This is a genomic window from Lentzea aerocolonigenes (genome assembly GCF_000974445.1).
GTDB classification, from domain to species: domain Bacteria; phylum Actinomycetota; class Actinomycetes; order Mycobacteriales; family Pseudonocardiaceae; genus Lentzea; species Lentzea aerocolonigenes.
Window position 1 is genome coordinate 68,992 of sequence record NZ_BBOJ01000029.1, and the last position, 25,103, is coordinate 94,094.

The 25,103-nt window shown below is 69.0% G+C and carries 24 protein-coding genes and 1 pseudogene; 12 read left to right on the plus strand and 13 right to left on the minus strand.

Annotated elements, in window-relative coordinates; genetic code table 11:
• The first annotated feature begins 98 nt into the window (after window positions 1-98).
• The gene (locus AOM45_RS42345; RefSeq protein WP_156093923.1) at window positions 99-566 is read left to right on the plus strand and encodes a hypothetical protein; all 468 of its coding nucleotides are present in this window, start codon (window positions 99-101) and stop codon (window positions 564-566) included.
• A gap of 151 nt (window positions 567-717) precedes the next feature.
• Complete coding sequence (icmF, locus tag AOM45_RS42350; RefSeq protein WP_030468744.1) at window positions 718-3,924, plus strand: fused isobutyryl-CoA mutase/GTPase IcmF; 3,207 nt, start codon at window positions 718-720, stop codon at window positions 3,922-3,924.
• Here icmF and AOM45_RS42355 read toward each other — a convergent pair.
• Both AOM45_RS42355 and AOM45_RS42360 read right to left on the minus strand, forming a co-directional pair.
• Window positions 3,921-4,601 carry an MOSC domain-containing protein gene (locus tag AOM45_RS42355; protein WP_030468745.1) on the minus strand — a complete coding sequence of 227 codons (681 nt, stop codon included), beginning with the start codon at window positions 4,599-4,601 and terminating at the stop codon, window positions 3,921-3,923. The two genes, icmF and AOM45_RS42355, sit on opposite strands and share 4 nt — an antisense overlap.
• A gap of 4 nt (window positions 4,602-4,605) precedes the next feature.
• Window positions 4,606-5,040 (minus strand): nuclear transport factor 2 family protein, encoded by a 435-nt coding sequence (locus tag AOM45_RS42360; protein ID WP_035910833.1) that lies wholly within the window; start codon window positions 5,038-5,040, stop codon window positions 4,606-4,608.
• Between the two features lie 118 nt (window positions 5,041-5,158).
• On the opposite strand from AOM45_RS42360, the gene AOM45_RS42365 reads away from it, so the two are divergent.
• The 3 genes from AOM45_RS42365 (at window position 5,159) to AOM45_RS42375 (ending at window position 7,721) form a co-directional block, all read left to right on the plus strand.
• Window positions 5,159-5,686 (plus strand): CGNR zinc finger domain-containing protein, encoded by a 528-nt coding sequence (locus AOM45_RS42365; RefSeq protein ID WP_081902244.1) that lies wholly within the window; start codon window positions 5,159-5,161, stop codon window positions 5,684-5,686.
• Window positions 5,687-5,763: 77 nt separating this feature from the next.
• Window positions 5,764-6,921, plus strand: a complete 1,158-nt coding sequence (locus AOM45_RS42370; RefSeq protein ID WP_030468748.1) for a hypothetical protein — start codon at window positions 5,764-5,766, stop codon at window positions 6,919-6,921.
• A 125-nt stretch (window positions 6,922-7,046) separates the two neighbouring features.
• Window positions 7,047-7,721 carry a 3-keto-alpha-glucoside-1,2-lyase-like domain-containing protein gene (locus AOM45_RS42375; protein ID WP_236704033.1) on the plus strand — a complete coding sequence of 225 codons (675 nt, stop codon included), beginning with the start codon at window positions 7,047-7,049 and terminating at the stop codon, window positions 7,719-7,721.
• A 58-nt stretch (window positions 7,722-7,779) separates the two neighbouring features.
• Here AOM45_RS42375 and AOM45_RS42380 read toward each other — a convergent pair whose 3' ends face one another.
• Window positions 7,780-8,430 (minus strand): hypothetical protein, encoded by a 651-nt coding sequence (locus AOM45_RS42380; RefSeq protein WP_030468750.1) that lies wholly within the window; start codon window positions 8,428-8,430, stop codon window positions 7,780-7,782.
• Window positions 8,431-8,588: 158 nt separating this feature from the next.
• Between AOM45_RS42380 and AOM45_RS42385 the strand changes: the two genes are divergently transcribed.
• On the plus strand, window positions 8,589-10,154 hold the full coding sequence (locus tag AOM45_RS42385; protein ID WP_081902232.1) for a sensor histidine kinase: 1,566 nt from the start codon (window positions 8,589-8,591) through the stop codon (window positions 10,152-10,154).
• Here the strand turns inward: AOM45_RS42385 and AOM45_RS42390 are convergent.
• Window positions 10,151-10,801, minus strand: a complete 651-nt coding sequence (locus AOM45_RS42390) for a response regulator transcription factor (RefSeq protein WP_030468752.1) — start codon at window positions 10,799-10,801, stop codon at window positions 10,151-10,153. The two genes, AOM45_RS42385 and AOM45_RS42390, sit on opposite strands and share 4 nt — an antisense overlap.
• An 84-nt stretch (window positions 10,802-10,885) precedes the next feature.
• Between AOM45_RS42390 and AOM45_RS53930 the strand changes: the two genes are divergently transcribed.
• Together AOM45_RS53930 and AOM45_RS53935 are read left to right on the plus strand one after the other, a co-directional pair.
• Window positions 10,886-11,290 (plus strand): universal stress protein, encoded by a 405-nt coding sequence (locus AOM45_RS53930; protein ID WP_308202587.1) that lies wholly within the window; start codon window positions 10,886-10,888, stop codon window positions 11,288-11,290.
• On the plus strand, window positions 11,253-11,678 hold the full coding sequence (locus tag AOM45_RS53935; RefSeq protein ID WP_308202586.1) for a universal stress protein: 426 nt from the start codon (window positions 11,253-11,255) through the stop codon (window positions 11,676-11,678). Before AOM45_RS53930 ends, AOM45_RS53935 begins: the two co-directional genes overlap by 38 nt.
• On the opposite strand, the gene AOM45_RS42400 is transcribed toward AOM45_RS53935, so the two are convergent.
• Window positions 11,665-12,222 carry a YceI family protein gene (locus AOM45_RS42400; protein ID WP_030468753.1) on the minus strand — a complete coding sequence of 186 codons (558 nt, stop codon included), beginning with the start codon at window positions 12,220-12,222 and terminating at the stop codon, window positions 11,665-11,667. The two genes, AOM45_RS53935 and AOM45_RS42400, sit on opposite strands and share 14 nt — an antisense overlap.
• 95 nt (window positions 12,223-12,317) lie before the next feature.
• On the opposite strand from AOM45_RS42400, the gene AOM45_RS42405 reads away from it, so the two are divergent.
• Window positions 12,318-12,851, plus strand: coding sequence for a MarR family winged helix-turn-helix transcriptional regulator (locus tag AOM45_RS42405; protein ID WP_063757058.1), 534 nt, complete (start codon window positions 12,318-12,320; stop codon window positions 12,849-12,851).
• On the opposite strand, the gene AOM45_RS42410 is transcribed toward AOM45_RS42405, so the two are convergent.
• Window positions 12,756-13,700, minus strand: coding sequence for a GlxA family transcriptional regulator (locus tag AOM45_RS42410; protein WP_030468755.1), 945 nt, complete (start codon window positions 13,698-13,700; stop codon window positions 12,756-12,758). The two genes, AOM45_RS42405 and AOM45_RS42410, sit on opposite strands and share 96 nt — an antisense overlap.
• A gap of 71 nt (window positions 13,701-13,771) precedes the next feature.
• On the opposite strand from AOM45_RS42410, the gene AOM45_RS51455 reads away from it, so the two are divergent.
• Window positions 13,772-13,921: a hypothetical protein gene (locus AOM45_RS51455; protein ID WP_156093924.1), complete on the plus strand. Its 150-nt coding sequence runs from the start codon at window positions 13,772-13,774 to the stop codon at window positions 13,919-13,921.
• Here AOM45_RS51455 and AOM45_RS42415 read toward each other — a convergent pair.
• Complete coding sequence (locus AOM45_RS42415; protein ID WP_030468756.1) at window positions 13,914-15,023, minus strand: citrate synthase/methylcitrate synthase; 1,110 nt, start codon at window positions 15,021-15,023, stop codon at window positions 13,914-13,916. The genes AOM45_RS51455 and AOM45_RS42415 overlap by 8 nt on opposite strands.
• 42 nt (window positions 15,024-15,065) lie before the next feature.
• Here AOM45_RS42415 and AOM45_RS42420 point away from each other — a divergent pair, with 42 nt between their 5' ends.
• Window positions 15,066-16,187: a citrate synthase gene (locus AOM45_RS42420; RefSeq protein WP_030468757.1), complete on the plus strand. Its 1,122-nt coding sequence runs from the start codon at window positions 15,066-15,068 to the stop codon at window positions 16,185-16,187.
• Window positions 16,188-16,767: 580 nt separating this feature from the next.
• Window positions 16,768-17,865 (plus strand): acyltransferase family protein, encoded by a 1,098-nt coding sequence (locus AOM45_RS42425; RefSeq protein WP_162185675.1) that lies wholly within the window; start codon window positions 16,768-16,770, stop codon window positions 17,863-17,865.
• Here AOM45_RS42425 and AOM45_RS42430 read toward each other — a convergent pair.
• From AOM45_RS42430 to AOM45_RS53285, 6 genes and pseudogenes are all read right to left on the minus strand, one after another.
• On the minus strand, window positions 17,828-19,603 hold the full coding sequence (locus AOM45_RS42430) for a 1-deoxy-D-xylulose-5-phosphate synthase (protein ID WP_030468759.1): 1,776 nt from the start codon (window positions 19,601-19,603) through the stop codon (window positions 17,828-17,830). The two genes, AOM45_RS42425 and AOM45_RS42430, sit on opposite strands and share 38 nt — an antisense overlap.
• Window positions 19,593-20,534: a 4-hydroxy-3-methylbut-2-enyl diphosphate reductase gene (gene ispH / locus AOM45_RS42435; RefSeq protein ID WP_030468760.1), complete on the minus strand. Its 942-nt coding sequence runs from the start codon at window positions 20,532-20,534 to the stop codon at window positions 19,593-19,595. The genes AOM45_RS42430 and ispH overlap by 11 nt, the downstream gene beginning before the upstream one ends.
• A 20-nt stretch (window positions 20,535-20,554) precedes the next feature.
• Window positions 20,555-21,613: a family 2 encapsulin nanocompartment cargo protein polyprenyl transferase gene (locus AOM45_RS42440; RefSeq protein WP_372497455.1), complete on the minus strand. Its 1,059-nt coding sequence runs from the start codon at window positions 21,611-21,613 to the stop codon at window positions 20,555-20,557.
• Window positions 21,614-21,617: 4 nt separating this feature from the next.
• Window positions 21,618-23,015, minus strand: a complete 1,398-nt coding sequence (locus tag AOM45_RS42445) for a family 2B encapsulin nanocompartment shell protein (protein ID WP_030468762.1) — start codon at window positions 23,013-23,015, stop codon at window positions 21,618-21,620.
• Window positions 23,016-23,027: 12 nt separating this feature from the next.
• The gene (locus tag AOM45_RS53280) at window positions 23,028-24,017 is read right to left on the minus strand and encodes a terpene synthase family protein (RefSeq protein ID WP_051783792.1); all 990 of its coding nucleotides are present in this window, start codon (window positions 24,015-24,017) and stop codon (window positions 23,028-23,030) included.
• Between the two features lie 22 nt (window positions 24,018-24,039).
• Window positions 24,040-25,095: pseudogene (locus AOM45_RS53285) on the minus strand (terpene synthase family protein); the annotation flags it as partial.
• Window positions 25,096-25,103 lie beyond the last annotated feature (8 nt).

The following is a 25,103-nucleotide window of genomic DNA, read 5'->3' on the forward strand; positions in this document are numbered from 1 at the left end:
TCACGGGCGGGTTTTCCGGCCGTGCTCCGGGTTATCGGACAACGCGGAACTCCGTAGACATGGCCCGGCAAGTTCGTCCGGTGAGAGGGGAACCGATGATGAAACGGACGCTCGCGTTGCTGGTGGGGCTGGTCCTGACGGCGTTGTTCGGCCTGGTGGGTCCTGGTGCGGCGGTGGCGGCGCCCGCCGGGGACGTGACGGTGGCCGCGTCACCGGACTGCTCCGGCACGGGCAGCTGGGGCAAGATCCGTTATCAGGTGTGCCAGCGGTGGAACTGCGACCCCACGCACTGCTACCACCGCGGCTACCTCGGACTGATCAACACGGCGACCAGCGCGCGCACCGTCGAGTGGTGGATGGTCCACCAGGTCGCCGGCAACCCCACCGAGTGGCGGGACGGCCGGGAGTCCGTCCGGCTGGAGGCGGGGCAGCAGAAGACGATCTTCACTGACCCCACCTACCGCGAGTCCTGCGGCATCACCGTCACCAGGAAGCTCTGGATCCAGTACGACAGCGCCGGCTGGAGTCCGCCTCTCAGCGTCACGTCGCCGATGCCCTGCGTCTGACCGGAGCCAGGTGGACAGCGGACCGTTTGGGGGTCGGCCCGCTGTCCACCGCCACTCCACCCGTGCGGCCCAAGCTCGTGGTTCGGGCTCGATCCAGAGACCTGGACCACCCTCGGTTGCACGTCCAATAGTAGGAAGTCAAACTATTCTCATGGCGACCTCACTGCACCGGCCGGCCAACCCGGTCCGCTTCGTGACCGCGTCCAGCCTGTTCGACGGCCACGACGCGGCGATCAACATCATGCGGCGGATCCTGCAGTCGCAGGGTGCGGAGGTCATCCACCTCGGCCACAACCGGTCGGTGGCGGAGGTCGTCAACGCCGCGATCCAGGAGGACGCGCAGGGCATCGCCATCAGCGCGTACCAGGGCGGGCACGTCGAGTACTTCTCGTACCTGGTGGAGCTGCTGAACGAGCGCGGTGCCGGGCACATCCGCGTCTACGGCGGCGGTGGCGGCGTCATCGTGCCCGAGGAGATCGAGCTGCTGCACTCGCGCGGGGTGGCGCGGATCTTCTCGCCGCAGGACGGGCAGACGCTCGGCCTGGCTCGCATGATCAACCTGATGATCGAGGAGTGCGACCACGCGCTGACCGGGCCGTTCAGCCACGACGCGTTGCTGACGGGGGCGGACGAGGCTCTGGCGCGCGCGATCACGCACATCGAGGCGGGCACGGCGGAGCAGCTGGAGACCACCCGCAAGGTGCCGGTTCTCGGCATCACCGGTACCGGTGGCTCCGGCAAGTCCTCGCTCACCGACGAGCTGGTGCGCCGCTTCCGGCTCGACCAGCAGGACAAGCTGCGCATCGCCGTGCTCGCGGTCGACCCGACGCGTCGCCGTGGTGGTGGCGCGCTGCTTGGTGACCGCATTCGCATGAACTGCCTCGACGGAAACCGCGTGTTCTTCCGTTCGCTCGCCACGCGCCGTGCGGGTAGTGAGATCCCGGACGGCCTGGAGCAGGCCATCGTGGCGTGCAAGGCTTCTGGTGCGGACCTGGTCATCGTCGAGACACCCGGTATCGGTCAGGGCGACGCCGCCATCGTGCCGTTCGTGGACTTCTCGCTGTACGTGATGACGCCTGAGTTCGGTGCCGCGTCGCAGCTCGAGAAGATCGACATGCTCGACTACGCGGATGCCGTGGCGATCAACAAGTTCGAGCGCCGCGGTGCCGAGGACGCGCGCCGGGACGTGGCACGTCAGATGGTGCGCAACCGTGAGGCGTTCGGGGCCAAGTGGGAGGACATGCCGGTCTTCGGCACGTCCGCCGCGACGTTCAACGACGACGGTGTGACAGCGCTGTACCAGTTCCTGCGCGACGGCCTTCTGGAACACGGTCTGGCCGTTGAGGAAGGCTCTCTCGCGACGGTCAACGGCAAGACGTCGACCAGCGCGTCCACGATCGTGCCGGCCTCGCGCGCGCGTTACCTGTCCGACATCGCCGACACCGTGCGCGGCTACCACCGCAAGACCGAGGAGCAGGTCGAGGCGGTCCGCACGCACACCCAGCTCACCGCCGCGCAGAAGGCCCTCGAAGCCGCGGGCAAGGGCGTTGAAGACATCGCGGAGCTGGCGTCCGACGCCGAGCGCAAGGTCGACCGCGACGTCCAGGAGCTGCTCGCGGGGTGGCCGGAGACGCGCGAGCAGTACTCGGGTGACGAGCTCGTGTTCAAGGTGCGGGACAAGGAGATCCACACCAAGCTGACGCGGGAGACGTTGTCCGGCAACCAGGTCCGCCGCGTCAGCCTGCCCCGCTACGACGACGAGGGCTCGCTGCTGCGGTTCCTGCGCAAGGAGAACCTGCCGGGCTTCTTCCCGTACACGGCAGGCGTCTTCCCGTTCAAGCGCGAGGGCGAGGACCCGGCGCGCATGTTCGCGGGCGAGGGCGACGCGTTCCGCACCAACCGCCGCTTCAAGTACCTGTCGCAGGGTAACCCGGCCACGCGCCTGTCGACCGCCTTCGACTCGGTGACGCTCTACGGCCGCGACCCCGACACCCCGCCGGACGTCTACGGCAAGATCGGCACGTCCGGTGTCTCGATCGCGTCGCTGGACGACATGAAGGTGCTCTACGACGGCTTCGACCTCGTCGCGCCGACCACGTCCGTGTCGATGACGATCAACGGCCCTGCGCCGACGATCCTCGCCTACTTCCTCAACACGGTGATCGACCAGCAGGTCGAGAAGTTCAAGGCCGAGCACGACCGCGAGCCCGACGCCGAGGAGTACGAGCAGCTGCGCCGGTTCGCGCTCGCCAACGTCCGCGGCACCGTCCAGGCCGACATCCTCAAGGAGGACCAGGGCCAGAACACCTGCATCTTCTCCACGGAGTTCTCGCTGCGGATGATGGCGGACATCCAGGAGTGGTTCATCCAGCAGCAGGTGCGCAACTTCTACTCGGTGTCGATCTCGGGCTACCACATCGCCGAGGCCGGGGCGAACCCCATCTCGCAGCTTGCGTTCACCTTGGCCAACGGGTTCACCTACGTCGAGTCGTACCTGGCGCGCGGCATGAACATCGACGACTTCGCGCCGAACCTGTCGTTCTTCTTCTCCAACGGCATGGACGCCGAGTACAGCGTGATCGGCAGGGTCGCCCGCCGGATCTGGGCCGTGGCCATGCGCGACCGCTACGGCGCTCAGGAGCGTTCGCAGAAGTTCAAGTACCACGTGCAGACCTCGGGCCGTTCGCTGCACGCGCAGGAGATGGACTTCAACGACATCCGCACGACCCTGCAGGCGTTGTGCGCGTTGTACGACAACTGCAACTCGTTGCACACCAACGCTTACGACGAGGCGATCACCACTCCGACGGAGTCGTCCGTCCGCCGCGCGATGGCCATCCAGATGATCATCAACAAGGAGTGGGGCCTGTCCGCGAACGAGAACCCGTTGCAGGGCTCGTTCGTCATCGACGAGCTGACCGACCTCGTCGAGGAGGCGGTGCTGATGGAGTTCGACCGCATCTCCGAACGCGGCGGCGTGCTCGGCGCGATGGAGACCGGCTACCAGCGCGGCCGCATCCAGGACGAGTCGATGCTCTACGAACAGCGCAAGCACGACGGCTCGCTGCCGTTGATCGGCGTCAACACCTTCCTGCCGGAGGGCGGTGAGCGGGAGGTCGTGAAGATCGAGCTCGCCCGCGCCACGGAGGAGGAGAAGCAGTCGCAGGTCGACCGCACGCGGGCGTACCAGGCGGCGCACCGCGACGAGGCCCAGAAGGCGCTCGCCCGCCTGCGCGAGGTGGCGCAGACGAACGAGAACGTGTTCGCCGTGCTGATGGACGCCGCCCGCGTGTGCACGCTCGGCCAGATCACCGAGGCGTTCTTCGAGGTCGGCGGCCAGTACCGCCGCAACATCTAGACCGCGTAGGGCCGGCCGACGATCCACCCGCCGATCCGGTCGGGGAGCTCGTCGGTCGGCACCACCTCCACGGGGTCGCCGACGTTCACCAGGCCCGGCCGGATCACCCAGCTGTCCAGGCACAGCACGCCGCCGAACTCGTGCCGGATGCGCCGGTGCACGTCGAGGTCCTGCGTCCCGGTGTCGGGGTCGATGGTCGTGACGACGCACCGGGCGCGCTTCTGGAACATGCCGATCACCACGTCACCGATCACCAGCGCGTGGCCGGGCCAGCCGTCCTCCTCGCCGGGCTCGACGCCGCCGATGAGGATGTTGGGGCGCAACCGCCGTACGTCCACGCCGGCCGCCTCGACCTGGCCGTCCGTGGCCACCAGGACGTTGAGCACGTCGAAGCGCTCCGGTCCGGTGTAGCGGGTCAGCCTGCCGCCGTGCGGGAGCACCAGCGCGTGTGCTTCCCAGCTGTCCCAGGGGTGTCCGCCCACGAGCGGGCCGTCCGGGCCGGTCGACGCCGGGATCGTCAGCAGGCCGTACCGGGTGCGTCCGGTCAGCACCCCGCGCGGCCCCTGGACGTGCACGAGCCGGTCGCCTTCCACACCGTCGTCGGTGAACGTGGCGGTTTCCAGTGGCTCGCCGCCCAGCGACTTCACCGGGTAGCGCCACAACGATTCGACGTGCATCGCACTACTCCGTCGGGATGTCGTCGGTGGAGTCCGGGTCGATCCGCCGCTCGGACTCGAGGATCTGCACGTCGTTGATGCTCGCTTCACGCCGTGACATCAGGCCGGACGGGGCGAACTCCCAGTTCTCGTTGCCGTAGCTGCGCCACCACTGGCCCTCGTCGTCGTGCCACTCGTACTGGAAGCGCACTGCGATGCGGTTGTCCCCGTAGGCCCACAACGACTTGCGCAGCACGTACTCGTGCTCGCGCTCCCACTTCTTCGTCAGGAACGCGACGATCTCGTCCGTGCCGCGGATGAACTCGGACCTGTTGCGCCACACCGAGTCCGGCGTGTAGGAGCCGGCCACGCGCTGCGGGTCGCGGGTGTTCCAGGCGTCCTGGGCGGCCCGCACCTTGAGCCGGGCGGTGTCGGCGTCGAACGGGGGAACGAGGTTCAAGGCGGTCCTTTCCAACGGTTGGGCGACGCTGTAAACGTTAGAACGAGAACCTAACGGATGCAAGCCTGTGTTACCGTTAGGTGTGCTGACGCCCGACGAACCACGTCCGGTCCTGCTGATGAACACCATCTGGGCCAACCGGTCACAGCTGCACGACGACCTGACCACGGTCGGCGGACTCCGCGACTTCCTCGGCGTACCGGCCGACGAGGGCGACCTCAGGGCGTTCCGCGAGCTGCGCCAGGCGTTGCGGGACCTCGCCGGCGTGCTCACCGAGGACACGCGGGAGATCGCGCAGGGCCGTGATCTGGAGCGGGCGGTGGCTGAGGTCAACCGTGCGGCGCGGAGTGCGCCGCAGTGGCCGCAGCTGGCCGTGCGCGACGGGGAACTGGTGCGGCACAAGGAAAGCGAGGGTTCGCTCGCGGACTCCGAACGCGCCTCGATCGCCGCAGAGGCGGTGGAGCTGTTCACCGGTGAGAGCCGGGTTCTGCTGCGCGCCTGCCACGCGCCGGGCTGTGTCCTGTACTTCGTGAAGGACCACCCGCGCCGCGAGTGGTGCTCGCCGTCGTGCGGCAACAGGGTTCGCGCGGCGCGACACTACCGGCGCAATCGGGGTGAATCCCCTGGTCCGAACGGGTTTTCCTGATCGCAGGGCCTACACGTGAGCCTTCTGCGTTCCGATAACCGGAGAACAGTAGGTATTGCGTGTGGTGGTGATCCGCGATGTCCAGAGAATCCGTGCCAGGCCACGACATCAACTATCACCTCGTCTGCTTCGACGAGACCGGCAACGAGCGGGGGCGCGAGAGCGCGGACGTCCTGTACGACGCCCGCCGCGGCGTCACCGACGTGTTCTTCTTCATCCACGGGTGGAACGGCGACGTGCCCGCCGCCCGCCTCCAGTACGGGCAGTGGGTCAGGACGATGGCCGACTGCCGCGCCGAACGTGAAGCGGCGCACCGGCTTCCGGGTGGCTTCAAGGCGTTGCTGATCGGCCTGCACTGGCCGTCGAAGGCCTGGGGCGACGAGGACGTGCGGTCCGACGAGTTCATCAAGGCGCAGGCCCAGCGTCTCGGGGGAGGTGCCGGCCGCACCGCCGCGGTGCGCACGATCGTCCAGGCCGCGCGGGAACACCCGTGCCGGATGTCGGCCGCGGTCAAGCAGGCCTACGACTATCTGGAGAGCTCGGTGCCGGACCTGCCGGGCGAGGACGGGATGACGTTCGACGCCGAGCAGCTCTACCGGGCGTGCCTGGAGGACCCGGCGCTGGGCGGGATCCTCTCGCCGTTGCGGATCCTGACGTTCTGGAAGATGAAGAGGCGCGCCAAGGTGTTCGGCGAGAGCGGCGCGGCGCGGCTCGCCCGCGAGGTCGCGCAGGCCGCCCCGAACGCGCGCATCCACCTGATGGGCCACAGCTTCGGCTGCATCACCGCGACCGCGATGGCGAACGTCGTGCCGGCCGCGACGCTGACCCTGGTGCAGGGCGCGATGTCGTTGTGGTCGTTCGCGGAACGGCTGCCCGGCGAACCCGGCTCCGGCTACTTCCGCAGCGTGCTCGCACGCGTGCCCGGCCCGATCATCGTCACCACCTCGGCGCACGACCACGCGATCGGCCGGTTCTACCCGCTGGCCGCGCGGTCGGGCCGTCAGATCGACCTCGACGAGTACCCGAAGTACGGCGGCATCGGCTCGCACGGCGTGCAGGGCACGTACGCGCACGGCCACAACATCGGATCTCCCGGCGAACTGACCAGGGGACAGGTGCACAACGTCGACTGCACGTCGGTGATCCGCCGGATCGAGGGGATCGCGGGCGCGCACAACGACATCTGCCACCCGGAACTCGCGCGGCTGCTCTGGAGGGCGGTGCTGGCCCGGTAGGGGTTGTCCGTTTTCAGAAACACGCGTTCCCGTTGACTGCTCCGACGACTCGGCCCTACCGTGGGTGAACCGTCGCTGGCGAAAAACCTCGGAGCCGAGGACGGTAAACCATGTTTCGTCGTCCATTGTGGATAGTCGCTGCCTTCGTGCTGGCGCTCGTCGCGGGAGCGTCTCCCGCGAGGGCAGCGGATCCCGTGCTGGTGCCCATCTTCGACGGCAAGACGCTCGACGGCTGGACCATGCACGCCAAGGGCGCGTTCGTCGTGAAGGGCGGCGCGATCCACAGCCAGAAAGACGCTTCGCGCGGCTGGATCTACTACGACAAGCAGCAGTACAAGAGCTTCCGCTGGATCTTCAAGCTGCGCCAGGTCTCCGGCAACCACAAGCCGACCGTGCTGATCTGGGGCAAGATCGCGACACCTCCGCTGAACGGTCTCGGCGCCATCCAGTTCCAGCCGCCCAACGGTGGCGCGTGGGACTACCGGCCGGGCCACAACAACGGTGGCGGCAAGCTCTTCACGAAGTACCCGCACCCCAGCTGGGACGTGAAGAAGTGGGCGCAGTGCGAGATCCTCGCCAACGGTGACACGGGAATCGCCCGCATGGCGTGCTGCCCGCTGCCCGACGGTGCGGCGAAGTGCAAGGCGCAGGAGGTCCTGAAGTTCGAGGACAAGAAGGAACCCGCCGGCCGCGAGGCACCGCTCGCGATCCAGATCCACAACAAGGGCATCGAGGACGAGTACAAGGACCTCGTGGTCGAGTCACCGGTGGCGGACCCGACGAAGTTCATCACGACCTAGCGGGAAAGCCGTGCCCCGCGCCGCGAGTCGGATGACCCCCGCGCGGCGCGGGCACGGTCTACCCCGCGCCCAGCCGCAGGACCACCTGCGGCACCAGCGTGTTGCCGAGGCACGGGCGCAGGTCCGCGCGCAACGCGGACAGACTCACCGGGTCGTGTGCGGGGGAGACGGTGAGCCCGACCGTCCCCGCCGTCAGGACGACGCGCTGCATCGCCTGTCCCGCACGGATTTCCGCCGCGGCCCCCTGGTTGAACGTGCACAGCACCAGCTCGGTCCCGCTCTTCACGTGCAGCCACGCCCGCTCCACCTCGGCCGCGCGCGACAGCAGCCCGCGCCAGGAGGCCAGTTCGGGGAACGTCGTCCACGTGCGACGGTTCGTGCGCAACGCGTGCAGCAGCGCCAGCACGTCCGGGCCCGGCTCCTGGTACCCGCCGAGCCGGATGGCCGCGGCGGCGTCGGCCGCTCTCTGTCCGGGCAGCAGCGTCACCAGTGGACGGATGCCGTGACCCTGCAACGCCAGCCTGGCGTTGAGCAGCACGACACCGCACGCGATCCGCGTCTCCCTGTCGTGCGGAGCGTCGGTGTGCAGCTCGATCTGCTCGGGGCGCACCTCGAACCGCACGCCGGGCGCCGAGGTCCTCGCGAGGGTGAGGACGCAGCGCACGTCCTCACCCGCGAGACCGAGCGAGTCGGGCACGGCGATCGTCATGCTCACACTCTCGGGCCGGTGGACGATGGTCGGCCACGGTCGAAGGTCCCCTCTTGCTAGGGCCGTGCGTTGGCTGAAAATGTGCGAATCTAGTCGTCGTGCCTGATGCGCCCGGTCGCCGAGACCTCGACGAACTGCTCGACGAGGTGCGAGATCGCATGGACGAGATCGTCACGACCCGTGACCACATGCAGGAACTCCTCGGCGCCGTGCTCGCGGTCGCGTCGGGGCTGGAGCTCGATTCGACGTTGCAACGCATCGTCCAGGCCGCGGTGGACCTCGTCGGCGCCCGGTACGGGGCGCTCGGCGTGCTCGGGACCCGCGACGACCTGTCCGAGTTCGTCTACGTGGGCGTGGACGAGGCGACGCGGGCCACGATGGGCCATCTGCCGGAGGGCAAGGGGCTGCTCGGACTGCTCATCAAGGACCCGACGCCGATGCGGCTGCGCGACCTGTCGCAGCACGAGATGTCCGTCGGCTTCCCGCCGAACCACCCGCCGATGCACAGCTTCCTCGGCGTGCCCGTGCGCGTGCGCGACGAGGTGTTCGGCAACCTGTACATGACGGAGAAGATCGACGCGGCCGAGTTCACCGCAGATGACGAGGCCGTGCTGCAGGCACTGGCCGCGGCCGCCGGCATCGCGATCGAGAACGCCAGGCTGTTCGAGCGGTCCCGGATGCGCGAGCGGTGGCTGGAAGCGATCGGCGAGGTCAACTCCGAGCTGCTCGGCGGCGCGTCCGGCGAGTACGCGCTGCGCCTGATCACCCAGCGGACCGTCGAGCTGGCCGCCGCGGACTCGGCGCTCGTGGTGCTCGGCGACGGCCAGCACACGCCGTTGTCGGTGGCGGCGAGCGCGGGCATGAAGATCGACGACTTCAACGCGGCCGACCACGCCGTCGACGAGGTCGTCCGCTCCGGCGTCCCGCTGCTGGTGGACGACCTGGGTTCGGGCTTCGGCCCCGCGCTGGCGGTTCCGCTGCGGTCCGGCGAGGGCGTCACCGGCGCCCTGGTCGTGCTGCGCCGCGGCGGCGAGACCAGGTTCCTCCCCGACCAGGTGCCGGTGCTGGCGTCGTTCGCCGACCAGGCGGCGGTCGCGCTGGAGTTCGCCGAGCAGCAACGCTCCCAGCGCCTGCTGGACGTGCTGGAGGACCGCGACCGCATCGCACGCGACCTGCACGACCACGTGATCCAACGGCTGTTCGTCACCGGCCTGACGCTCCAGTCGACCATGCGGAGGATCGCCGAGCCCGAGATCGCCGCCCGCCTGCAGACGGCCGTGGAGCAGCTCGACGAGACGGTGCGCGAGATCCGCACGTCCATCTTCGACCTGCACTCGACGGACAACACGTCGCTGCGCCGCCGCCTGCTCGACCTGGTGGCGGGCCTGACCGAGTCGACCCACCTCTCACCGGCGGTGCGGATGTCCGGCACCGTCGACAACTCGGTGCCACCCGAGCTCGCCGAACACGTCGAGGCCGTGGTGCGCGAGGCGGTCACGAACGCCGTGCGCCACGCGTCCGCGACCGAGCTGACGGTGCTGATCGACGCGGGCGAGGACGTCGTGATCACGGTGCAGGACAACGGCGTCGGCATTCCAGCCGACGCGTCCCGCAGCGGCCTGCGCAACCTGGCCCACCGCGCCTCGAAGTTCGGGGGCACGCTGGCGGTGCGGGCCACGGAGGGCGGCGGTGCCTGCGTGGTCTGGCGAGTGCCGTTGAACTAGCGGGGCTTCTCGCCGTCCTTGCGGAACTGCGAAGCGAACACCGCGGCCTGTGTGCGGCGCTGCATGCCCAGTTTGGCCAGCAGGTGCGAGACGTAGTTCTTCACCGTCTTCTCGGCGAGGAACATCCGCTCGGCGATCTGCCGGTTCGTCAGGCCCTCGCCGATCAGGTCGAGGACCGTGCGCTCCTGCTCGCTGAGCATGCGCAGCGGGTCGCCCTCCTCGCGTTCGCGGCGGATGCGGTTGAGCAGCGCGGAAGTCGTGCGGGCGTCCAGGAGGGACTGTCCTGCCGCGACCGTGCGGACCGCGTTCACCAGGTCGGCGCCCAGGATCTGCTTGAGCACGAAGCCCGACGCGCCCGCCATGATCGCGTCGAACAGGGCCTCGTCGTCCGCGAAGCTCGTCAGCATCAGGCACTGCAGACCCGGTATGCGGCTGCGCAGTTCGCGGCACAGCTCGATGCCGTTGCCGTCGGGGAGCCTGATGTCGAGCACCGCCACGTCGGCCTGGGCTCCCGGCACCTTGGCCAGGGCTTCCGCCACCGATGCGGCGTCACCGACCACCTCGAGATCGGACTCCTCGCCGAGCAGGTCCGCGATGCCGCGGCGGACGATCTCGTGGTCGTCGACGAGGAACACACGCGTCGCCATGCGGCTCACCGTAGCCCAAAGACCCTGACACGAGGGGACCAACGGCACGCGGCTCACTACGACGATCGGGCCTACTTTGAGATCATGAGCGGTCCTCCCGTTGTCGTCGGAGTCGACGGTTCCTCGTCCGCGCTGGCGGCGGTGGCGTGGGCTGCTCGGGCGTGCGTGCTCCACGACGCGCCGTTGCGGCTGGTACACGCGTACACGTTGCCGACGCGCGGATATCCGGAAGTCATCTCATCGGCGCGTGAGCTGCGTTCGGCGATGTACGACCAAGGGCGGATGTGGCTCTCTCAGGCCGTTGCCGTCGCACGGTCGGAGGCACCTGATGTGCCCGTGGAGCACGACCTGCGCATGGAACATCCCACGCCCGTGTTGATCGAAGAGTCGACACGCGCGCGGGAAGTCGTGGTGGGGGTCGCACGGGCTGGGAGGGTTCACCGGAGCGCTGGTGGGCTCAACGGCCGTGGCGCTGTCTCTTCACGGTGAATGTCCCGTGGTGGTGGTGCGTGGCAACCACCGTGATGGGCCCGTGGTGGTGGGCGTCGATCTTTCGCCTGAGTCGGACCCTGCCATCGGTTTCGCGTTCGAGGAGGCAGCGGCGGCGGGAGTGCCGCTCGTGGCCGCGCACGCCGGCACGCAGTCCCTGAACACGCGAATGTCCGGGTGGCTGGTGAAGTACCCGGACGTCGCGGTGGAACAGCTGGTGGTGCAGGAGCGGCCGATCCCGGCGCTGCTGGAGCTGGGGCGGCGGGCCGGACTGCTCGTGGTCGGGTCGCGGGGGCGTGGCGGATTCGCCGGGATGCTGCTCGGATCTACCTCGCAGGCCCTGATCTACCACGCCCCGTGCCCGGTGGCCGTCGTCAGGCCTGCTTGATCGCCGAGATCTCGAACTCGAGGACGACCTTCTCGCTCACCAGGACGCCGCCGGTCTCGAGCGCGGCGTTCCAGGTCACGCCGTAGTCCTTGCGGTTGATGGTGTGCGAGCCCTCGAAGCCCACGCGGGTGTTGCCGAACGGGTCGACGGCCACGCCCTCGAAGGCGAACGGGATGGTGATGCTCTTGGTGACGTCCTTGATGGTGAGGTCACCGGTGATCTCGAAGTTGTCCTCGTCGATCTGCTTCGCGGAGGTCGAGACGAACTTGATCTCCGGGTAGGTCTCGACGGCGAGGAAGTCGTTGGTGGTCAGGTGACCGTCGCGCTGCGCGTTGCGGGTGTCGATGCTGGCGACCTTCAGGGTCACCTCGGCGGTGGTGTTCTCCGGCTTGTCACCGTCGATGCTGATCTTGCCATCGAACTCGTTGAACGCACCACGAACCTTGGTGACCATCGCGTGGCGCGCGACGAAGCCGATGCGGGAGTGCGAGGCGTCGATGACGTAGGCGCCGGTCAGTTCGGAGAGGTTGGTGGCCGTGGTCATGGCGGTCAGTCCTTCGGTTTGCTCGACTTGGTTGATGTGTCACTCACCTTGCCTCAACCTGGATGATGTGTCAACTATTCCCGTATGCTGAGCAGGTGACACGATGGCTGGAACCTGAGCAGCAGCGTGCGTGGCGTGCCTACGTCCGCATGCAAGGGGAGCTCAACGCGCATCTGAGCAGGCAGATGTCGGCCGACTCGGAGATCTCGATGGCCGACTTCGCCGTGCTGGTGCAGCTCACCGACACGCCGGACGAACGCGTACGCGTGTTGGAGCTCGCACGGTCTTTGCACTGGGAGAAGAGTCGCATCTCACACCATCTGGCCCGGATGGAGAAGCGCGGCCTGGTGCGCAGGGAGATCTGCCGCAGCGACGGGCGCGGGTCGTTCGTCGTGCTGACGGAGCTCGGCCGGTCCGCGATCGAGGAGGCCGCGCCGGCGCACGCCGAGACCGTGCGTGCGCTCGTGTTCGATCAGCTCTCCGACGACGAGGTCGACGCGCTGCGAGAGATCTCGGAGAAGGTCTTCACGCGCCTAACGACAGGAGAATGTGCGTCGGTAATCGCTCGGTGCGACGCCGACGACCCGATGGAAGTGGTGTCGGAGGAGGGCGGCTGTACCGAAGCCTGACCTGGCGGCGACCGCGTCGACGTCCAGGTCGGTCTCTTCGAGCAGTCTGCGCGCGTGCAGCACTCGTTGGAGTGACAGCCACTTGTTCGGGGTGGTGCCGGTCTCCGCGACGAACCTGCGCGCGAACGTCCGCTCGGACATGACGGCGAGCTTCGCCATCGACGCCACCGTGTGGTTGTCCGCGATCGTGTCGAGCACCTGCTCCAGCACCGGTTCGAGGCTGTCCGCACTGCACTCCGGGATCGGGAGCTCCACGAACTGCCGCTGACCGCCGTCGCGCTGCGGTGGCACGACCATCCTGCGCGCGATGGTGTTGGCGACCTTGGTGCCGAGCTCCCTGCGGACCAGGTGCAGGCAGGCGTCGATGCCCGCGGCGGTGCCGGCGCTGGTGATGATGTTGCCGTCGTCCACGAACAGCACGTCCGGGTCGAGCTGGGCCTTCGGGAAGCGCTCGCGGAACTGCCCCACTTCACGCCAGTGCGTGGTGCAACGGCGGTCGTCGAGCAGTCCGGCCGCGCCCAGGATGAACGCCGCGCTGCAGACGCTGAGCAGCGTCGCGCCGGTCTCCTGGATCGCCCTGAGCAGCTTCTCCGGGTACTCCTCGCGCACGCGGGCGGCAGGCAGCGCCACCAGGTCGGCGTCGTGCAGCGCGTCGAACCCGAACTCCGGCGTGATGGTCACCCCGGGGACCTGGGTGGCCACCGGCTGGTTCGGGAACTCGCCGCACACGCGGAAGTCGATCGGCGGCACGCCGTCGTCGGTCCTGTCGTAGCCGAACACTTCGCAGAGCAGCCCGAACTCGAACGGCGCGACGCCGTCGATGAGGGGAACCGCCACCGATCGCAGCATGGCAGGATTTTAGCGCGCTGCGACAGATCTGCCACTGTTGGCGGGATATTGTCGAGCGCAAACTTCATGACATGACTCTTGCAGTGATCGTCCTAGTCCTGGCAGGCATCTCCGTGTGGCTCGACCGGCACCGCGACCGCAATGCGGGCCTGGCGGGTTCGTCCGACATCAACGACCGCGACCGCATCCGCGTGGGCAACGACCTGCGGTACCTCACTTGATGAGTGGCTGCGGTCCCGTGTAGCGGGCGACCGGGCGGATGATCTTCGTGTCCTCGGACTGTTCGAGCGCGTTGGCACACCACCCGATCACCCGGCTGCACGCGAACGTCGGCGTGAACATCTCGCGCGGGATTCCGCACTGCTCCATCACCACGCCGGCGTAGAACTCGACGTTCGCGTACAGCTGCCGGCCGGGCTTGAGCTCGGCCAGCAGCTCGGTGACCCGGCGTTCGACCGTGACGGCGAAGTTCGTCAGCTCGGTGGGGTTCTCGAGCGCGATCTCCCTGAGCAGGCGAGCCCGCGGGTCCTCCGTCTTGTAGACGGCGTGACCGAAGCCCATGATCCGGTCGCCCTGCTCGATGCGCTCCCGGACCCAGGCGTCGATGTTGTCCGGCGTGCCGATGAGGTCGAGGGCCTCCAGCGCCCTGTCCGGCGCACCTCCGTGCAACGGCCCGGAGAACGTCCCGATCGCCGCTGTCACCGCGGACACGACGTCCGCGCCCGCACTGGCGACCACCCGTGCGGTGAACGTCGACGCGTTGAACCCGTGGTCGATCGTGGCGATCAAGTACTGCTCGACGGCACGGCTCGTCCACGTTGACGGCTCCAGTCCAGTCAACATGTACAACCAGTTCGCCGACGTTGACAAATCAACCCTGGGGTTGACCGGATCAAGCCCCAGCTTGAGCCGGTGCAGTGCCGCCAGGATCGTCGGCGTCATCGCGCTGACCCTGAGCGCGTCCGCCTTCCTGGTGCTCATCGGCGCGTCCCACATCGGCTGCGACGGCAGCATCGACAACGCGGTCCTGAGCCCGGCCAGCGCAGTGCACCCCGATTTCGCGATCGCCGGCAGCACCTCGCTGATGCTCGCGGGCAGGGACCTCAGCTCGGCGGTCTCCCGCGCGAAGTGCGCGGCCTCGTGCGCGTTTGGCAGCCTGCCCTCGACGAAGAGGAACCACACGTCCTCGAACGACCGCGTCCTGGCCAGCTCGATCGCGTCGTACTCGCGGTAGTGGTAGTAGCCCGCGGCACCGTTCACGTCCCCGATCAGGGTCGTGGTGACGACGACGTCTTTAAGTCCTTTGGGTGCATCAATCAACATGTACAACAGGCTCCGTCAACATGTCTTGTACAGTCAACGTTGATGGAATCAATGTTGACGACGAATCAAGCTGCCCGTCGCCTGGGCGTGAAACCGGCGACGGTCTACGCGTACGTCAGCCGCGGCCTCCTGACCAGCAAGAAGGTCAACCGCCACAGCATGTTCGAGGTCGCCGACGTCGAGGCCCTGGCGCAGCGCACTGGTGCACGCGGAGCAGTGGCGGCTGTGACCGATCGCATCCGCACGCGCATCTCCCTGCTGGAGAACGACCGCCTGCACTACCGCGGCCGCTCCGCCGTCCAGCTGAGCGCGACCAAGCGCTTCGAGGACGTGGCCCACTGGCTGTGGACCGAGATCGACTCGACGGGCATGCAGTTCCCGGAGGGCCAGGAGATCTGGATGGCCCTCCCCGAGAGCGCCACGCTGACGGACAGGGTCCGCGTCGCCGTGGCACTGGCGAGCGCCGGCGACCCTCTCCGCTTCGACCTGTCCCGCGCCGTCACGACGGCCAAGGCCCTCATCGCCGACGTGGTCGAGTCCCTGCCCCTGCAGCAGCGCCCGATGGGCACGGACATCGCCGACCGCCTGTGGGCACGCCTCTCCCCGGAGCCGCCGGAACCGGATCTGCTGAACACGACCCTGATCCTGCTGGCCGACCACGACCTCGCCATCTCGACCATGGCCGCCCGAGTGGCCGCCTCCGCCCGAGCCCACCCGTACGCCGTGGTGTCCGCCGGCCTCGGAGCCCTGGAAGGCCAGAAGCACGGCACCGCCAGCACCCTTGCACACCGCTTCCTGCTGCAGGCCGAGACCGACCCCATGGGCGCCATCGCGGAACACCTGCGCGCCGAACGCCCGATCCCCGGCTTCGGCCACTACGTCTACCAACAGCGAGACCCGCGCGCCGACCACCTGCTCACGGTCCTGCGCGCCCACGGCGACCTGGTGGCGGACAAGGTGATCGCCACCCAGCAGCGGTCGTTCCCGAACGTCGACCTCGCCCTGGCCCAGTTCGGCGTGACGTTCAAGATGGCACCGGACGCGGGCGAGGCGATCTTCGCGATCGCCCGGATCGTGGGGTGGATCGCGCACGCGATGGAGGAGTACGCGGAGCCGGGTCTGAGGTTCCGGACGCTCGGCGTCTACACGGGCGACAGGCCGTAGCGCGGCGCGGGACCCGGCTGGTGGTCGAGTGAGCGGCAAACGACCCACGACATCCCTGGTCGCAGTGACCCTCGCGCTGTGCGACCGGCGTGGCCGGTGAACCCGGTCGACGGCCGGTTGGAGATCCGCCGGGCAGCGACGGCGGGGTGCGGGGCACGCGTGAGCGGGAGTCGCTCGGCCCTTTGGACCGTGGTGTTTCGCGGCTGGTTGGAGATCGCTAGGTGGCGATGGCGGGTGCGGGGCACGCGTGAGCGGGAGCCGCTCGGCCCTTTGGACCGTGGTGTTTCGCGGCTGGTTGGAGATCGCCGGGCGGCGATGGCGGGGTGCGGGGCACGCGTGAGCGGGAGCCGTTCGCCCCTTTGGACCGTGGTGTTTCGCGGCTGGTTGGAGATCGCCGGGCGGCGATGGCGGGGTGCGGGGCACGCGTGAGCGGGAGCCGCCCGCCCCCTTGGATCCTGGCGTTTCACGGCTGGCTGGAGATCACCAGGCGGCGACAGCGGGCGAGCGGCACACGTGAACAGCAGCCGCCCGCCCTCTCGGACCCTGGCGTTCCACGGCCGGGAAGCGGACCATGGACCGCGTGAGATTGTCCGCAGTGGACAACCTGAAGGTGATCCTGGTGGCGTGGGTCATCGGCGGCCACGCGCTGCTCGGCTACGCCGCGATCGGCGGCTGGCCGTACGACGAGGTCAACGAGGTCACGTTCCACCCCGGCGTCGAGACCGTGCTGGCGGCGTTGATCGGGCCGTCCGGGCTGTTCTTCATGGGCACCTTCTACTTCATGGCCGGGATCTTCACTCCGGGCTCGATCGAACGCAAAGGCCGGCAGCGCTTCATCACCGAGCGGCTGGTCCGGCTCGGCGTGCCGTGGGTCGTGAGCGCTGTGCTCGTCTGGCCGACGTTCGTCTGGATCGCCTACAACGGTGCGGGGCGGAACGTGTCGTGGTGGCACGCGTTCACGCACCGCGATCCGTTGCTGGACAGCGGGTCGCTGTGGTTCGTCGGCGTGCTGCTGGTCTTCTCCGTCGCGGTGGCGCTCGGGCCGCCGATCACACAACGCCGCATCACGCCGCGAACCGTGGTGGGCATGACGATGATCGTGGCCGGCACGACGTTCCTGACCCGGCTGGTGTTCCCCGCGAGGAGCGGTCAGGTCGGCGACCTGCACCTGTGGTGGTGGCCGCAGTGTCTCGGCATGTTCGTGCTCGGTGCGATCGGGGGTCGCAAGCTCGCCGAACGGGTGCCGGACGAGATCTACCGGCTCACCCGCGCGGTGGTCGTCGGCACCATCGTGGTGCTGCCGATCGCCGCGGCGTTCCTCGGCGTGCTCGACCTCGCGGAGAACGCCGGACCGTTCCTCGGTGGCTTCACCTGGCAGGCCGCGGCCCTGGCGCTCGTCGAGGGAGCCCTGGTGGTGGCGGGCAGTCTCTGGCTCATCGGGCTCGCGCAACGCAGGCTGACCCGCCAGGGGCCCTTCGCCGAGGGGCTGGCGCGGTCGGCCTACGTCGCGTTCGTCGTGCAGGGGCCGATTCTGCTCAGCCTTGCGACGGCTCTGCGTCCGCTGGAGCTGCCCGCTGAGGTGAAGGCGCCCGTTGTCGGTGCTGGGGCTGTCGCGGTGTCGTTCGCCATCGGCTGGTTCGTCACTTCACGCCGAGGCGCTTCAGCACGCTCGTCGTGATGCCGGCGGCGTCCAGGCCGTGCGCGCGCAGGATGCGGGCGCGTGAGTCGTGCGGCAGGAAACGTGGTGGCAGAGCGAAGGTCGCGACGCAGTGGTCGGGCAACGCCTGTCCCAGCCGCGCGCCCAGTGCACCGGTCGACGTCGTGTCCTCCACGGCGAGGACCAGGCGGTGCCGGCTGCCGTACTTCACGAGGTGCGGGTCCAGGGGAGCGATCCACCGCGGATCCACCACGTTGACCTGGACGTCGTGCGACTCCAGCTCGACAGCCGCCGCCAGACAGGCGCCGGCCAGCGGACCCACCGCTACCAGCAGCACTTCGGCGTCCGGAACCTCGCGCAGCACGTCGAAGTGGCCCACCCGCCGCAACGCGGGTACGTCCGGCCCCGCGACGGCCTTCGGGTAGCGCACGACCGTCGGGCCGTCGGACACCGCGACGGCCTCGCGCAGCAGCGAGGCCAGAGACGCCGGATCGCGCGGGGCGGCGAGGCGCAGGCCGGGGACGACGGGCAGTACGGACGCGTCCCACATGCCGTGGTGCGAGGCGCCGTCGGGTCCCGTCACACCGGCGCGGTCCAGCACGAACGTCACCGGTAACCGGTGCAGCGCCACGTCCATCAGCAGTTGGTCGAACGCGCGCGACAGGAACGTCGCGTAGACGGCGACCACCGGGTGCAGGCCGCCCATCGCCATGCCGGCGGCGGACGTCACGGCGTGCTGCTCGGCGATGCCCACGTCGAAGACGCGCGCGGGGAACTTCGCGGCGAACGCCCGCAGGCCCACCGGTTCCAGCATCGCCGCGGTCAGGCAGACGACGTCCGGGCGTTCCGCGCCCAGCAGCACGATCTCGTCGGAGAACACGTCGGTCCACGTCCGGCTCGAAGAAGACCCGGACGCGCCGACCGCGTGCAGGCGGTCGGCCTCGTCGGAGAACACGTCGGTCCACGTCCGGCTCGAAGAAGACCCGGACGCGCCGACCGCGTGCAGGCGGTCGGCCTCGTCGGCCTCCGCGGCCTCGTACCCCTTGCCCTTCACCGTCTTGCAGTGCACGACGACCGGGCGGCCCAGGGACTTGGCCTCCCACAGGGCGTTCTCGACGGCGTGCACGTCGTGGCCGTCGACCTCCCCGAGGTAGGCCAGGCCGAGAGCCTCGAACAGGGCACGAGCCGAGCCGTCGAGCAACGACGCCGCGAACCCGCCCGCTGTCGGGTCGTACGAACGGCCGTTGTCGTTCAGCAGCACCACGACTGGCCGGGAGGAGCCGCCGATGTTGTTCAACGCCTCCCAGCACATCCCGCCGGTCAGCGAGCCGTCGCCGACGATGGCGACGACCCTGCGGTCGGTGCCGCCGAGCTCGAACGCCTTGGCCAGACCGTCCGCATAGGACAGTGCGGTGGACGCGTGCGAGTTCTCCACGACGTCGTGCGCCGACTCGGCCGCGGACGGGTAACCGGACAGGCCACCCGCCTGCCGCAGGGAGTCGAAGTCCGGGCACCGGCCGGTCAGCATCTTGTGCACGTACGACTGGTGCCCGGTGTCGAACAGCACGACGTCGACGGGCGAGCTGAAGACCCGGTGCACCGCGATGGTCAGCTCGACGGCGCCCAGGTTCGGCCCGAGGTGGCCGCCGGTCCGATGGACCTTGGCGATCAGGAAGGACCGGATCTCCGCGGCCAGGGAAGAGAGTTCGGACGAGGAGAGCGCCCGGACGTCGGCGGGCGAGGTGATGTCAGCCAGCACGGCGCACCGCCAGCGGCAGCGTGAAGGCGATCGTCTCGGTCGCCGCCGTGTGCGTCGAGATCTCCACGGGACCCAACGCCCGCAAGGCCTCCATGACCTCGTCCACCAGCTCGGGTGGAGCGGAGGCACCGGCCGACAAGCCGACCGCGGACACGCCGGCCAGCCAGGCCGGATCGATCTCCGACGCGTCGTCGACCAGGTAGGCCGGGGTGCCTGTGCGAGCGGCGAGCTCGACCATCCGCACCGAGTTCGACGAGTTCTTCGAGCCCACCACGAGAACCAGGTCCGAGCGCTGAGCGACGTCCCGGATCGCGATCTGCCGGTTCGTGGTCGCGTAACAGATGTCGTCGGACGCCGGCCCGCGCAGCTGGGGGAACCTGCGGTGCAGCGCCTCGATCACCTCGGCGGTCTCGTCCACGGCCAGCGTCGTCTGCGTCAGGTACGACACCGGCCCGGCGATCTCCAGCGCCTCGACGTCGGCCACGGTCTCGACCAGCACCATCTGACCGGGTGCTTCGCCCAGCGTTCCCTCGATCTCCTCGTGCCCGGCGTGTCCGATGAGGACGATCGTGTCACCGCGCTCGGCGAACCGGCGGGCCTCGGAGTGCACCTTCGTCACCAACGGACAGGTCGCATCCAGGACGTCCAACGACCGTTCGCGAGCCTCGGCGCGCACGGCAGGAGACACGCCGTGCGCGGAGAAGACCGCCGTGGCACCGAACGGCACCTCAGCGAGCTCCTCCACGAACACGGCACCACGAGCCTCCAGCGACCGGACCACGTGGATGTTGTGCACGATCTGCTTGCGCACGTAGATGGGGCCGCCGCGCTGGTCGAGCAGCCGTTCGACGATCTCGACCGCACGCTCCACTCCGGCGCAGAACGACCGGGGTGAGGCGAGCAGCACAGAACGCGGCGGGTGTTCCGTCATCGGGCGCCTTCCCAAGGGGTTCAGTGGTCTCGATGGGTGACCAGCTGGGCGAGCGTGCCGAGCTCCACCGCCGCACGCGCGGTCGGTGAGGCCTCGCCGAGGTGGACCAGTGCCTGCGTGTGCAGCTCGTCGGCCTGCCTCTGGCTCCACGCCCGCCCACCGGCGGCGTCGACCAGGGACGCCGCTCGCGCAAGCGTTTCCGGGTTCATCTCCTGGGTGCCGAAGTACAACGACGCCAGCTCGGCGGCAGCGGGCTCACGAGCGGTCAGCGCGCGCACGACCGGCAGGGACTTCTTGCGGTTCACCAGGTCCGAGTGCGCGGCCTTGCCGGTCACCGCCGGGTCGCCCCAGATGCCGAGCAGGTCGTCCACGTGCTGGAACGCGAGGCCCAGCTCGGCGCCGTAGCCGCGCATGGCCTCGACCTGTTCGTCCGTGCCGTCGCCGTACAGGGCACCCAGAGCCGTTGACGCACCGAGCAGAGCGCCGGTCTTGCCGCGTGCCATCCGCTCCACTTCGGACACCTCGACGTCGGACCGCGTCTCGAAGTCGAGATCCAGCGCTTGGCCTTCGAGCAACGCGACCACGGCGTCGCCGAGCGTCCGGACGGCCTCCAGTGCCCGCGGATGGCCAGACCCCGCGAGCACGTCCACCGCCAAGGCCTGGAGCGCGTCACCCGCCAGGATCGCCGAGTTGACGCCGAACACCGTCCACGCCGTCGCGCGGTGGCGCCGGGTCGTGTCGCCGTCCATCACGTCGTCGTGCAGCAACGAGAAGTTGTGGATGAGCTCCACCGCGACCGCTGCCGGCACTGCGGAGTCCGCCGAGCCGCCGACGGCCTCCGCCGCGAGCAGCACCAGCGCGGGCCGGATCGCCTTGCCGCTGTTGCCCAGCACCGGGTTGCCGTACTCGTCGCGCCACCCGTGGTGGTACTCCGCTACCGCGCGCAGAGAGGGCGGCAACTGCTCGACGGCCTTGCGCAGAGCCGGGAGCACGAGGCCCCGGCTCCACGCGAGCACCTCGCCGGCGGGTCTGCCCGCCGCGAGCGGTTCGGTCATCTCGCCGAAGAACTCAGCTGTCATGGCTCTACAGACCGATCTCGACGTTCTCCAGCACACCCAGCGCGTCCGGCACCAGCACGGCGGCCGAGTAGTACGTCGACACGAGGTACTTGAGCATCGCGTGCTCGTCGATGCCCATGAACCGCACGTTCAGGCCAGGCTCGTACTCGTCGGGGATGCCGGTCTGACGCAGGCCGACCACACCCTGCTTCTCCTCGCCGAGCCGCATCGCGAGGATCGACGTGGTGCCGTTCTTGTTGACCGGGATCTTGTCGCACGGCGCGATCGGGATGCCGCGCCACGACTGCAGCTGCTCGCCCTCGACCTCCACCGTCGGCGGGTACAGGCCGCGCGCGGACAGCTGCCGCCCGAACGCCGCGATCGCCTTGGGGTGGGCGAGGATCAGCCGGGTGTTGCGGCGCCGCGAGATCAGCTCGTCCATGTCGTCCGGCGTCACCGGGCCGGACCGGGTGCTGACCCGCTGCTTGAGGTCGGCGTTCGCGATGAGGCCGAACTCCTTGTTGTTGACGAGCTCGAACTCCTGCCGCTCGCGCAGGGCCTCGATGGTCAGCCGCAGCTGGTGCTCGACCTGGTCCATCGGCTGGCTGTAGAGGTCCGCCACCCGCGTGTGGACGCGCAGGATCGTCTGCGCCACCGAGAGCTCGTACTCCCGCGGCCGCAGCTCGTAGTCGACGAACGTGCCGGGCAGCGTCGGTTCGCCGTCGTGGCCGGACGCCAGCCGGATCTCCGCCTCGCCGTGCTTGTTCGCCGCACCCGACGGGTTCGCCAGCTGCTGCGCGATGTGTGCCCGCAGCGGCTCGATCTGCCCGTTGAGCTGGTTGAACGTCGCCCGCGACAACACCACCGCGGTCGTCGGCGTCAACGCCCGAGCGGTGAAGTCCCACGTTCCCTCCACCCCGCCGAGCACCTCGTGGTCACCGAAGTGCTCACCGTCGGCGACGGTGCCCAGCGCCACCTCGTCGCCGTACTCGCCGCGCCCGGTCTTCGTCACCTTGCCGTGCGCGATCACGATGATCGAGTCGGCGGGCCGGCCGCGTTCCGCGATCACCTCACCCGGCTCGTACTCGCGCTGCTCGAAGCGGTTGGCCAGCGCCGTCAGCGCGGCCTCGTCCTCGAACCCGCGCAGCAACGGGAACTCGCACAGCTCCTGCGGCACGACGCGCACCTCGGAACCGACGCTCGTGAACGTGACGCGCCCGTCGCCGACCGCGTAGCTCAGCCGCCGGTTGACCCGGAACGCGCCGCCCTTGGCCTCGACCCACGGCAGCATCCGCAGCAGCCACCGGGGCGAGATGCCCTGCATCTGCGGTGCGGACTTGGTGGTCGTCGAGAGGTTGCGGGCCGCGGCCGTGGAGAGGCTCAGCTGGCTCTCGACCCCAACGCCCGGATCGGTAACGGTCACTGCGAATCCAATCTATCGAGTCAGAACTGCGGCGGTGCCGAGTCCGGTGGGGGAGTGGAACTTCCGGGTGGGGGTTGGGGAGAAACGGCCGGACCTCTGCGTCCAGAGCAGCTCACCGGCCAGCCACGACTTCAGCGCTTCGACGTACCGGTGCAACCCGGCTGTCGCCTCCGGGGAGAGGTCGTACTCAGCCGCGGTGGACGGCAGCTCGCCGATGATCGAGACGATCTGCCGCAGCCGCGCCGAGATCAGGTCGGCCACGATCGAGACGGCCTGGTCGTGCTCGCAGTCGAAGAACTGCCGCACGGCCAGCACCGCGCTGGTGGTGCTGCCGCCGGTCGCGTAGGTGTGGTCGAACCCGACGATCTCCTGGCGCAGCGCAGGCACGTCGCCGAACGAGTCGATGAGCGCCCTCATCGTGCTGTTGCGCAACAGCTCCGCGGGCAGCTCGGCGCCGACCGACCTGCGCACCAGCTTCGCGGACAGCTCCGTCGCGATCGACCGGCGGCGCATCTCAACCAGGTCGATCGGGTCGGGCACCCGGCCCTGCGCGGTGTTGTGCAGCTCCCACAGCAACGCGTCCAGGTACTCCGTCAGGTGCTCGACGTCCTCGGAGTCCACAGTGGACCGCGACACCAGGTCGGCCAGACCTCGTTCGGCGGGGTTCACCGGTTGAGCCGACCCGGCGAGCACCGACTTCAGCCTGGCCACGAACGCCTTGCCGCCGACGACGTTGCGTGGTCGCAGGAAGCCGTCCAGGAACGCGTCGCTCACGTAAAAACCCCACGTGTGCCAGTCGCTGATGTGCTGGAGATCGTCGAACGACGCGGTCGGATGGGTCAGCGAGGCGAAACCGCCGTAGTCCGCCGCGTCGTAGAACGCCTCGGTCCACGGGGATCCGTTCAGCATCCCCATGTCCCGCACCCACGTCCTGGTGTGCGCGCGGACGCGGTCGGCGTGGGGTGAAAGCCTGGCCGCGAACGGCATGTCGAACTCAGCCACGAGCGACCCCCAGCCACGCGCCGGACGTGCCGAGGCCGGTCGGGCCGCGCAGGATCGTGCGGAAGAACGCCGAGTTGCCCGCGCCACCACCCTCGACCTTGGTGTAGCGGCCGGCGTGCAGGTGCCACTCGTGCCCGCCGGACTGCCAGTCCTGCAGGCCCTTCACGTACTTCAGCACCCGTGCCTGCTCCAGCGGGCCGACGCCGTGCTCGGCGAACAACGTCGGCAGCTCGGTGAACACGGTGTTCTCGAACTGGTGCAGCCGCGAGGTCAGCAGGGCGTTCACGGCCTCGACCGCGGTCTGCGTGTCGTGACCGAAGAACTTCTCGAACACCAGCACGCCGTTGGAGTTCTCGCCCTCCCGCTGCACTTCCCTCTCGTACGAGAAGATGTCGTTGCGCAGGTGGATCGCGTCGGAGAACGTGTCGGAGAGGACCCGCAACGGCCGGGTGCCCGCGATGGACGCGGGCACCTCGGCGGCTTCGGAGACCTCCACCAGGTTCGCCGACCACGGCGCGCCGCCGACCTTGCGGCGCATCTCGATGTACTCGATCGGGTTGGCGACCGTGCCGGACGCCATGTTCTTGATCTCCCACATGCACTCGAGCAGCAGGTTGTGCGTGCTCGTGGTGAACCTGCGCCGCCAGTCCTGCGACATCAGCCCGATCGTGCGCTGCCACAGGTCGACGAGCCCGCGCTCGGTCGGGTTCCGCGGTTCGGGGGAGAGATCGGTGCCGTTGATCGGCATGAACGCCGGCAACCGGTCGAGGTACGCCTTCGCGCCCGTGACGTCCTTGGTCTGCTTGAACTCCGCGAAGAACTCGTCGTCGAAGTAGAAGACCCAGACGTACCAGTCCGTGATGAGGTCGAGGATCTCCGCGGGCGCGTCCGGGTGGGTCCACGCGCACATGAACCCGTAGTCGTCGCCCGCGAGGATCTCCGGAGTCCACACCCCGGTGTCGAGCATCCCCATGTCCCGCGCCCACTGCGTCGAGTGGGCGCGGGCGCGTTCGAGATTCGGGTTCATCCGTGCCGGGTGGGGCACGTAGAACTCCGGCATGGTGAACGCCGCAGCCATCTTTTCCG

What these genes read in the sequence shown, in the direction of transcription:
- AOM45_RS42420 (WP_030468757.1), top strand. Translation starts at nt 15,066, where the DNA reads ATGGAATCAATGTTGACGACGAATCAAGCTGCCCGTCGCCTGGGCGTG.
- AOM45_RS42440 (WP_372497455.1), bottom strand. Translation starts at nt 21,613, where the DNA reads ATGACAGCTGAGTTCTTCGGCGAGATGACCGAACCGCTCGCGGCGGGC.
- AOM45_RS42400 (WP_030468753.1), bottom strand. Translation starts at nt 12,222, where the DNA reads ATGACCACGGCCACCAACCTCTCCGAACTGACCGGCGCCTACGTCATC.
- AOM45_RS42390 (WP_030468752.1), bottom strand. Translation starts at nt 10,801, where the DNA reads ATGGCGACGCGTGTGTTCCTCGTCGACGACCACGAGATCGTCCGCCGC.
- AOM45_RS42410 (WP_030468755.1), bottom strand. Translation starts at nt 13,700, where the DNA reads ATGCTGCGATCGGTGGCGGTTCCCCTCATCGACGGCGTCGCGCCGTTC.
- AOM45_RS53930 (WP_308202587.1), top strand. Translation starts at nt 10,886, where the DNA reads ATGAGCGGTCCTCCCGTTGTCGTCGGAGTCGACGGTTCCTCGTCCGCG.
- AOM45_RS42370 (WP_030468748.1), top strand. Translation starts at nt 5,764, where the DNA reads ATGTCCAGAGAATCCGTGCCAGGCCACGACATCAACTATCACCTCGTC.
- ispH (WP_030468760.1), bottom strand. Translation starts at nt 20,534, where the DNA reads ATGACGGAACACCCGCCGCGTTCTGTGCTGCTCGCCTCACCCCGGTCG.
- AOM45_RS42345 (WP_156093923.1), top strand. Translation starts at nt 99, where the DNA reads ATGAAACGGACGCTCGCGTTGCTGGTGGGGCTGGTCCTGACGGCGTTG.
- AOM45_RS42380 (WP_030468750.1), bottom strand. Translation starts at nt 8,430, where the DNA reads ATGACGATCGCCGTGCCCGACTCGCTCGGTCTCGCGGGTGAGGACGTG.
- icmF (WP_030468744.1), top strand. Translation starts at nt 718, where the DNA reads ATGGCGACCTCACTGCACCGGCCGGCCAACCCGGTCCGCTTCGTGACC.
- AOM45_RS42385 (WP_081902232.1), top strand. Translation starts at nt 8,589, where the DNA reads ATGGACGAGATCGTCACGACCCGTGACCACATGCAGGAACTCCTCGGC.
- AOM45_RS42365 (WP_081902244.1), top strand. Translation starts at nt 5,159, where the DNA reads ATGAACACCATCTGGGCCAACCGGTCACAGCTGCACGACGACCTGACC.
- AOM45_RS42415 (WP_030468756.1), bottom strand. Translation starts at nt 15,023, where the DNA reads ATGTTGATTGATGCACCCAAAGGACTTAAAGACGTCGTCGTCACCACG.
- AOM45_RS42355 (WP_030468745.1), bottom strand. Translation starts at nt 4,601, where the DNA reads ATGCACGTCGAATCGTTGTGGCGCTACCCGGTGAAGTCGCTGGGCGGC.
- AOM45_RS51455 (WP_156093924.1), top strand. Translation starts at nt 13,772, where the DNA reads ATGACTCTTGCAGTGATCGTCCTAGTCCTGGCAGGCATCTCCGTGTGG.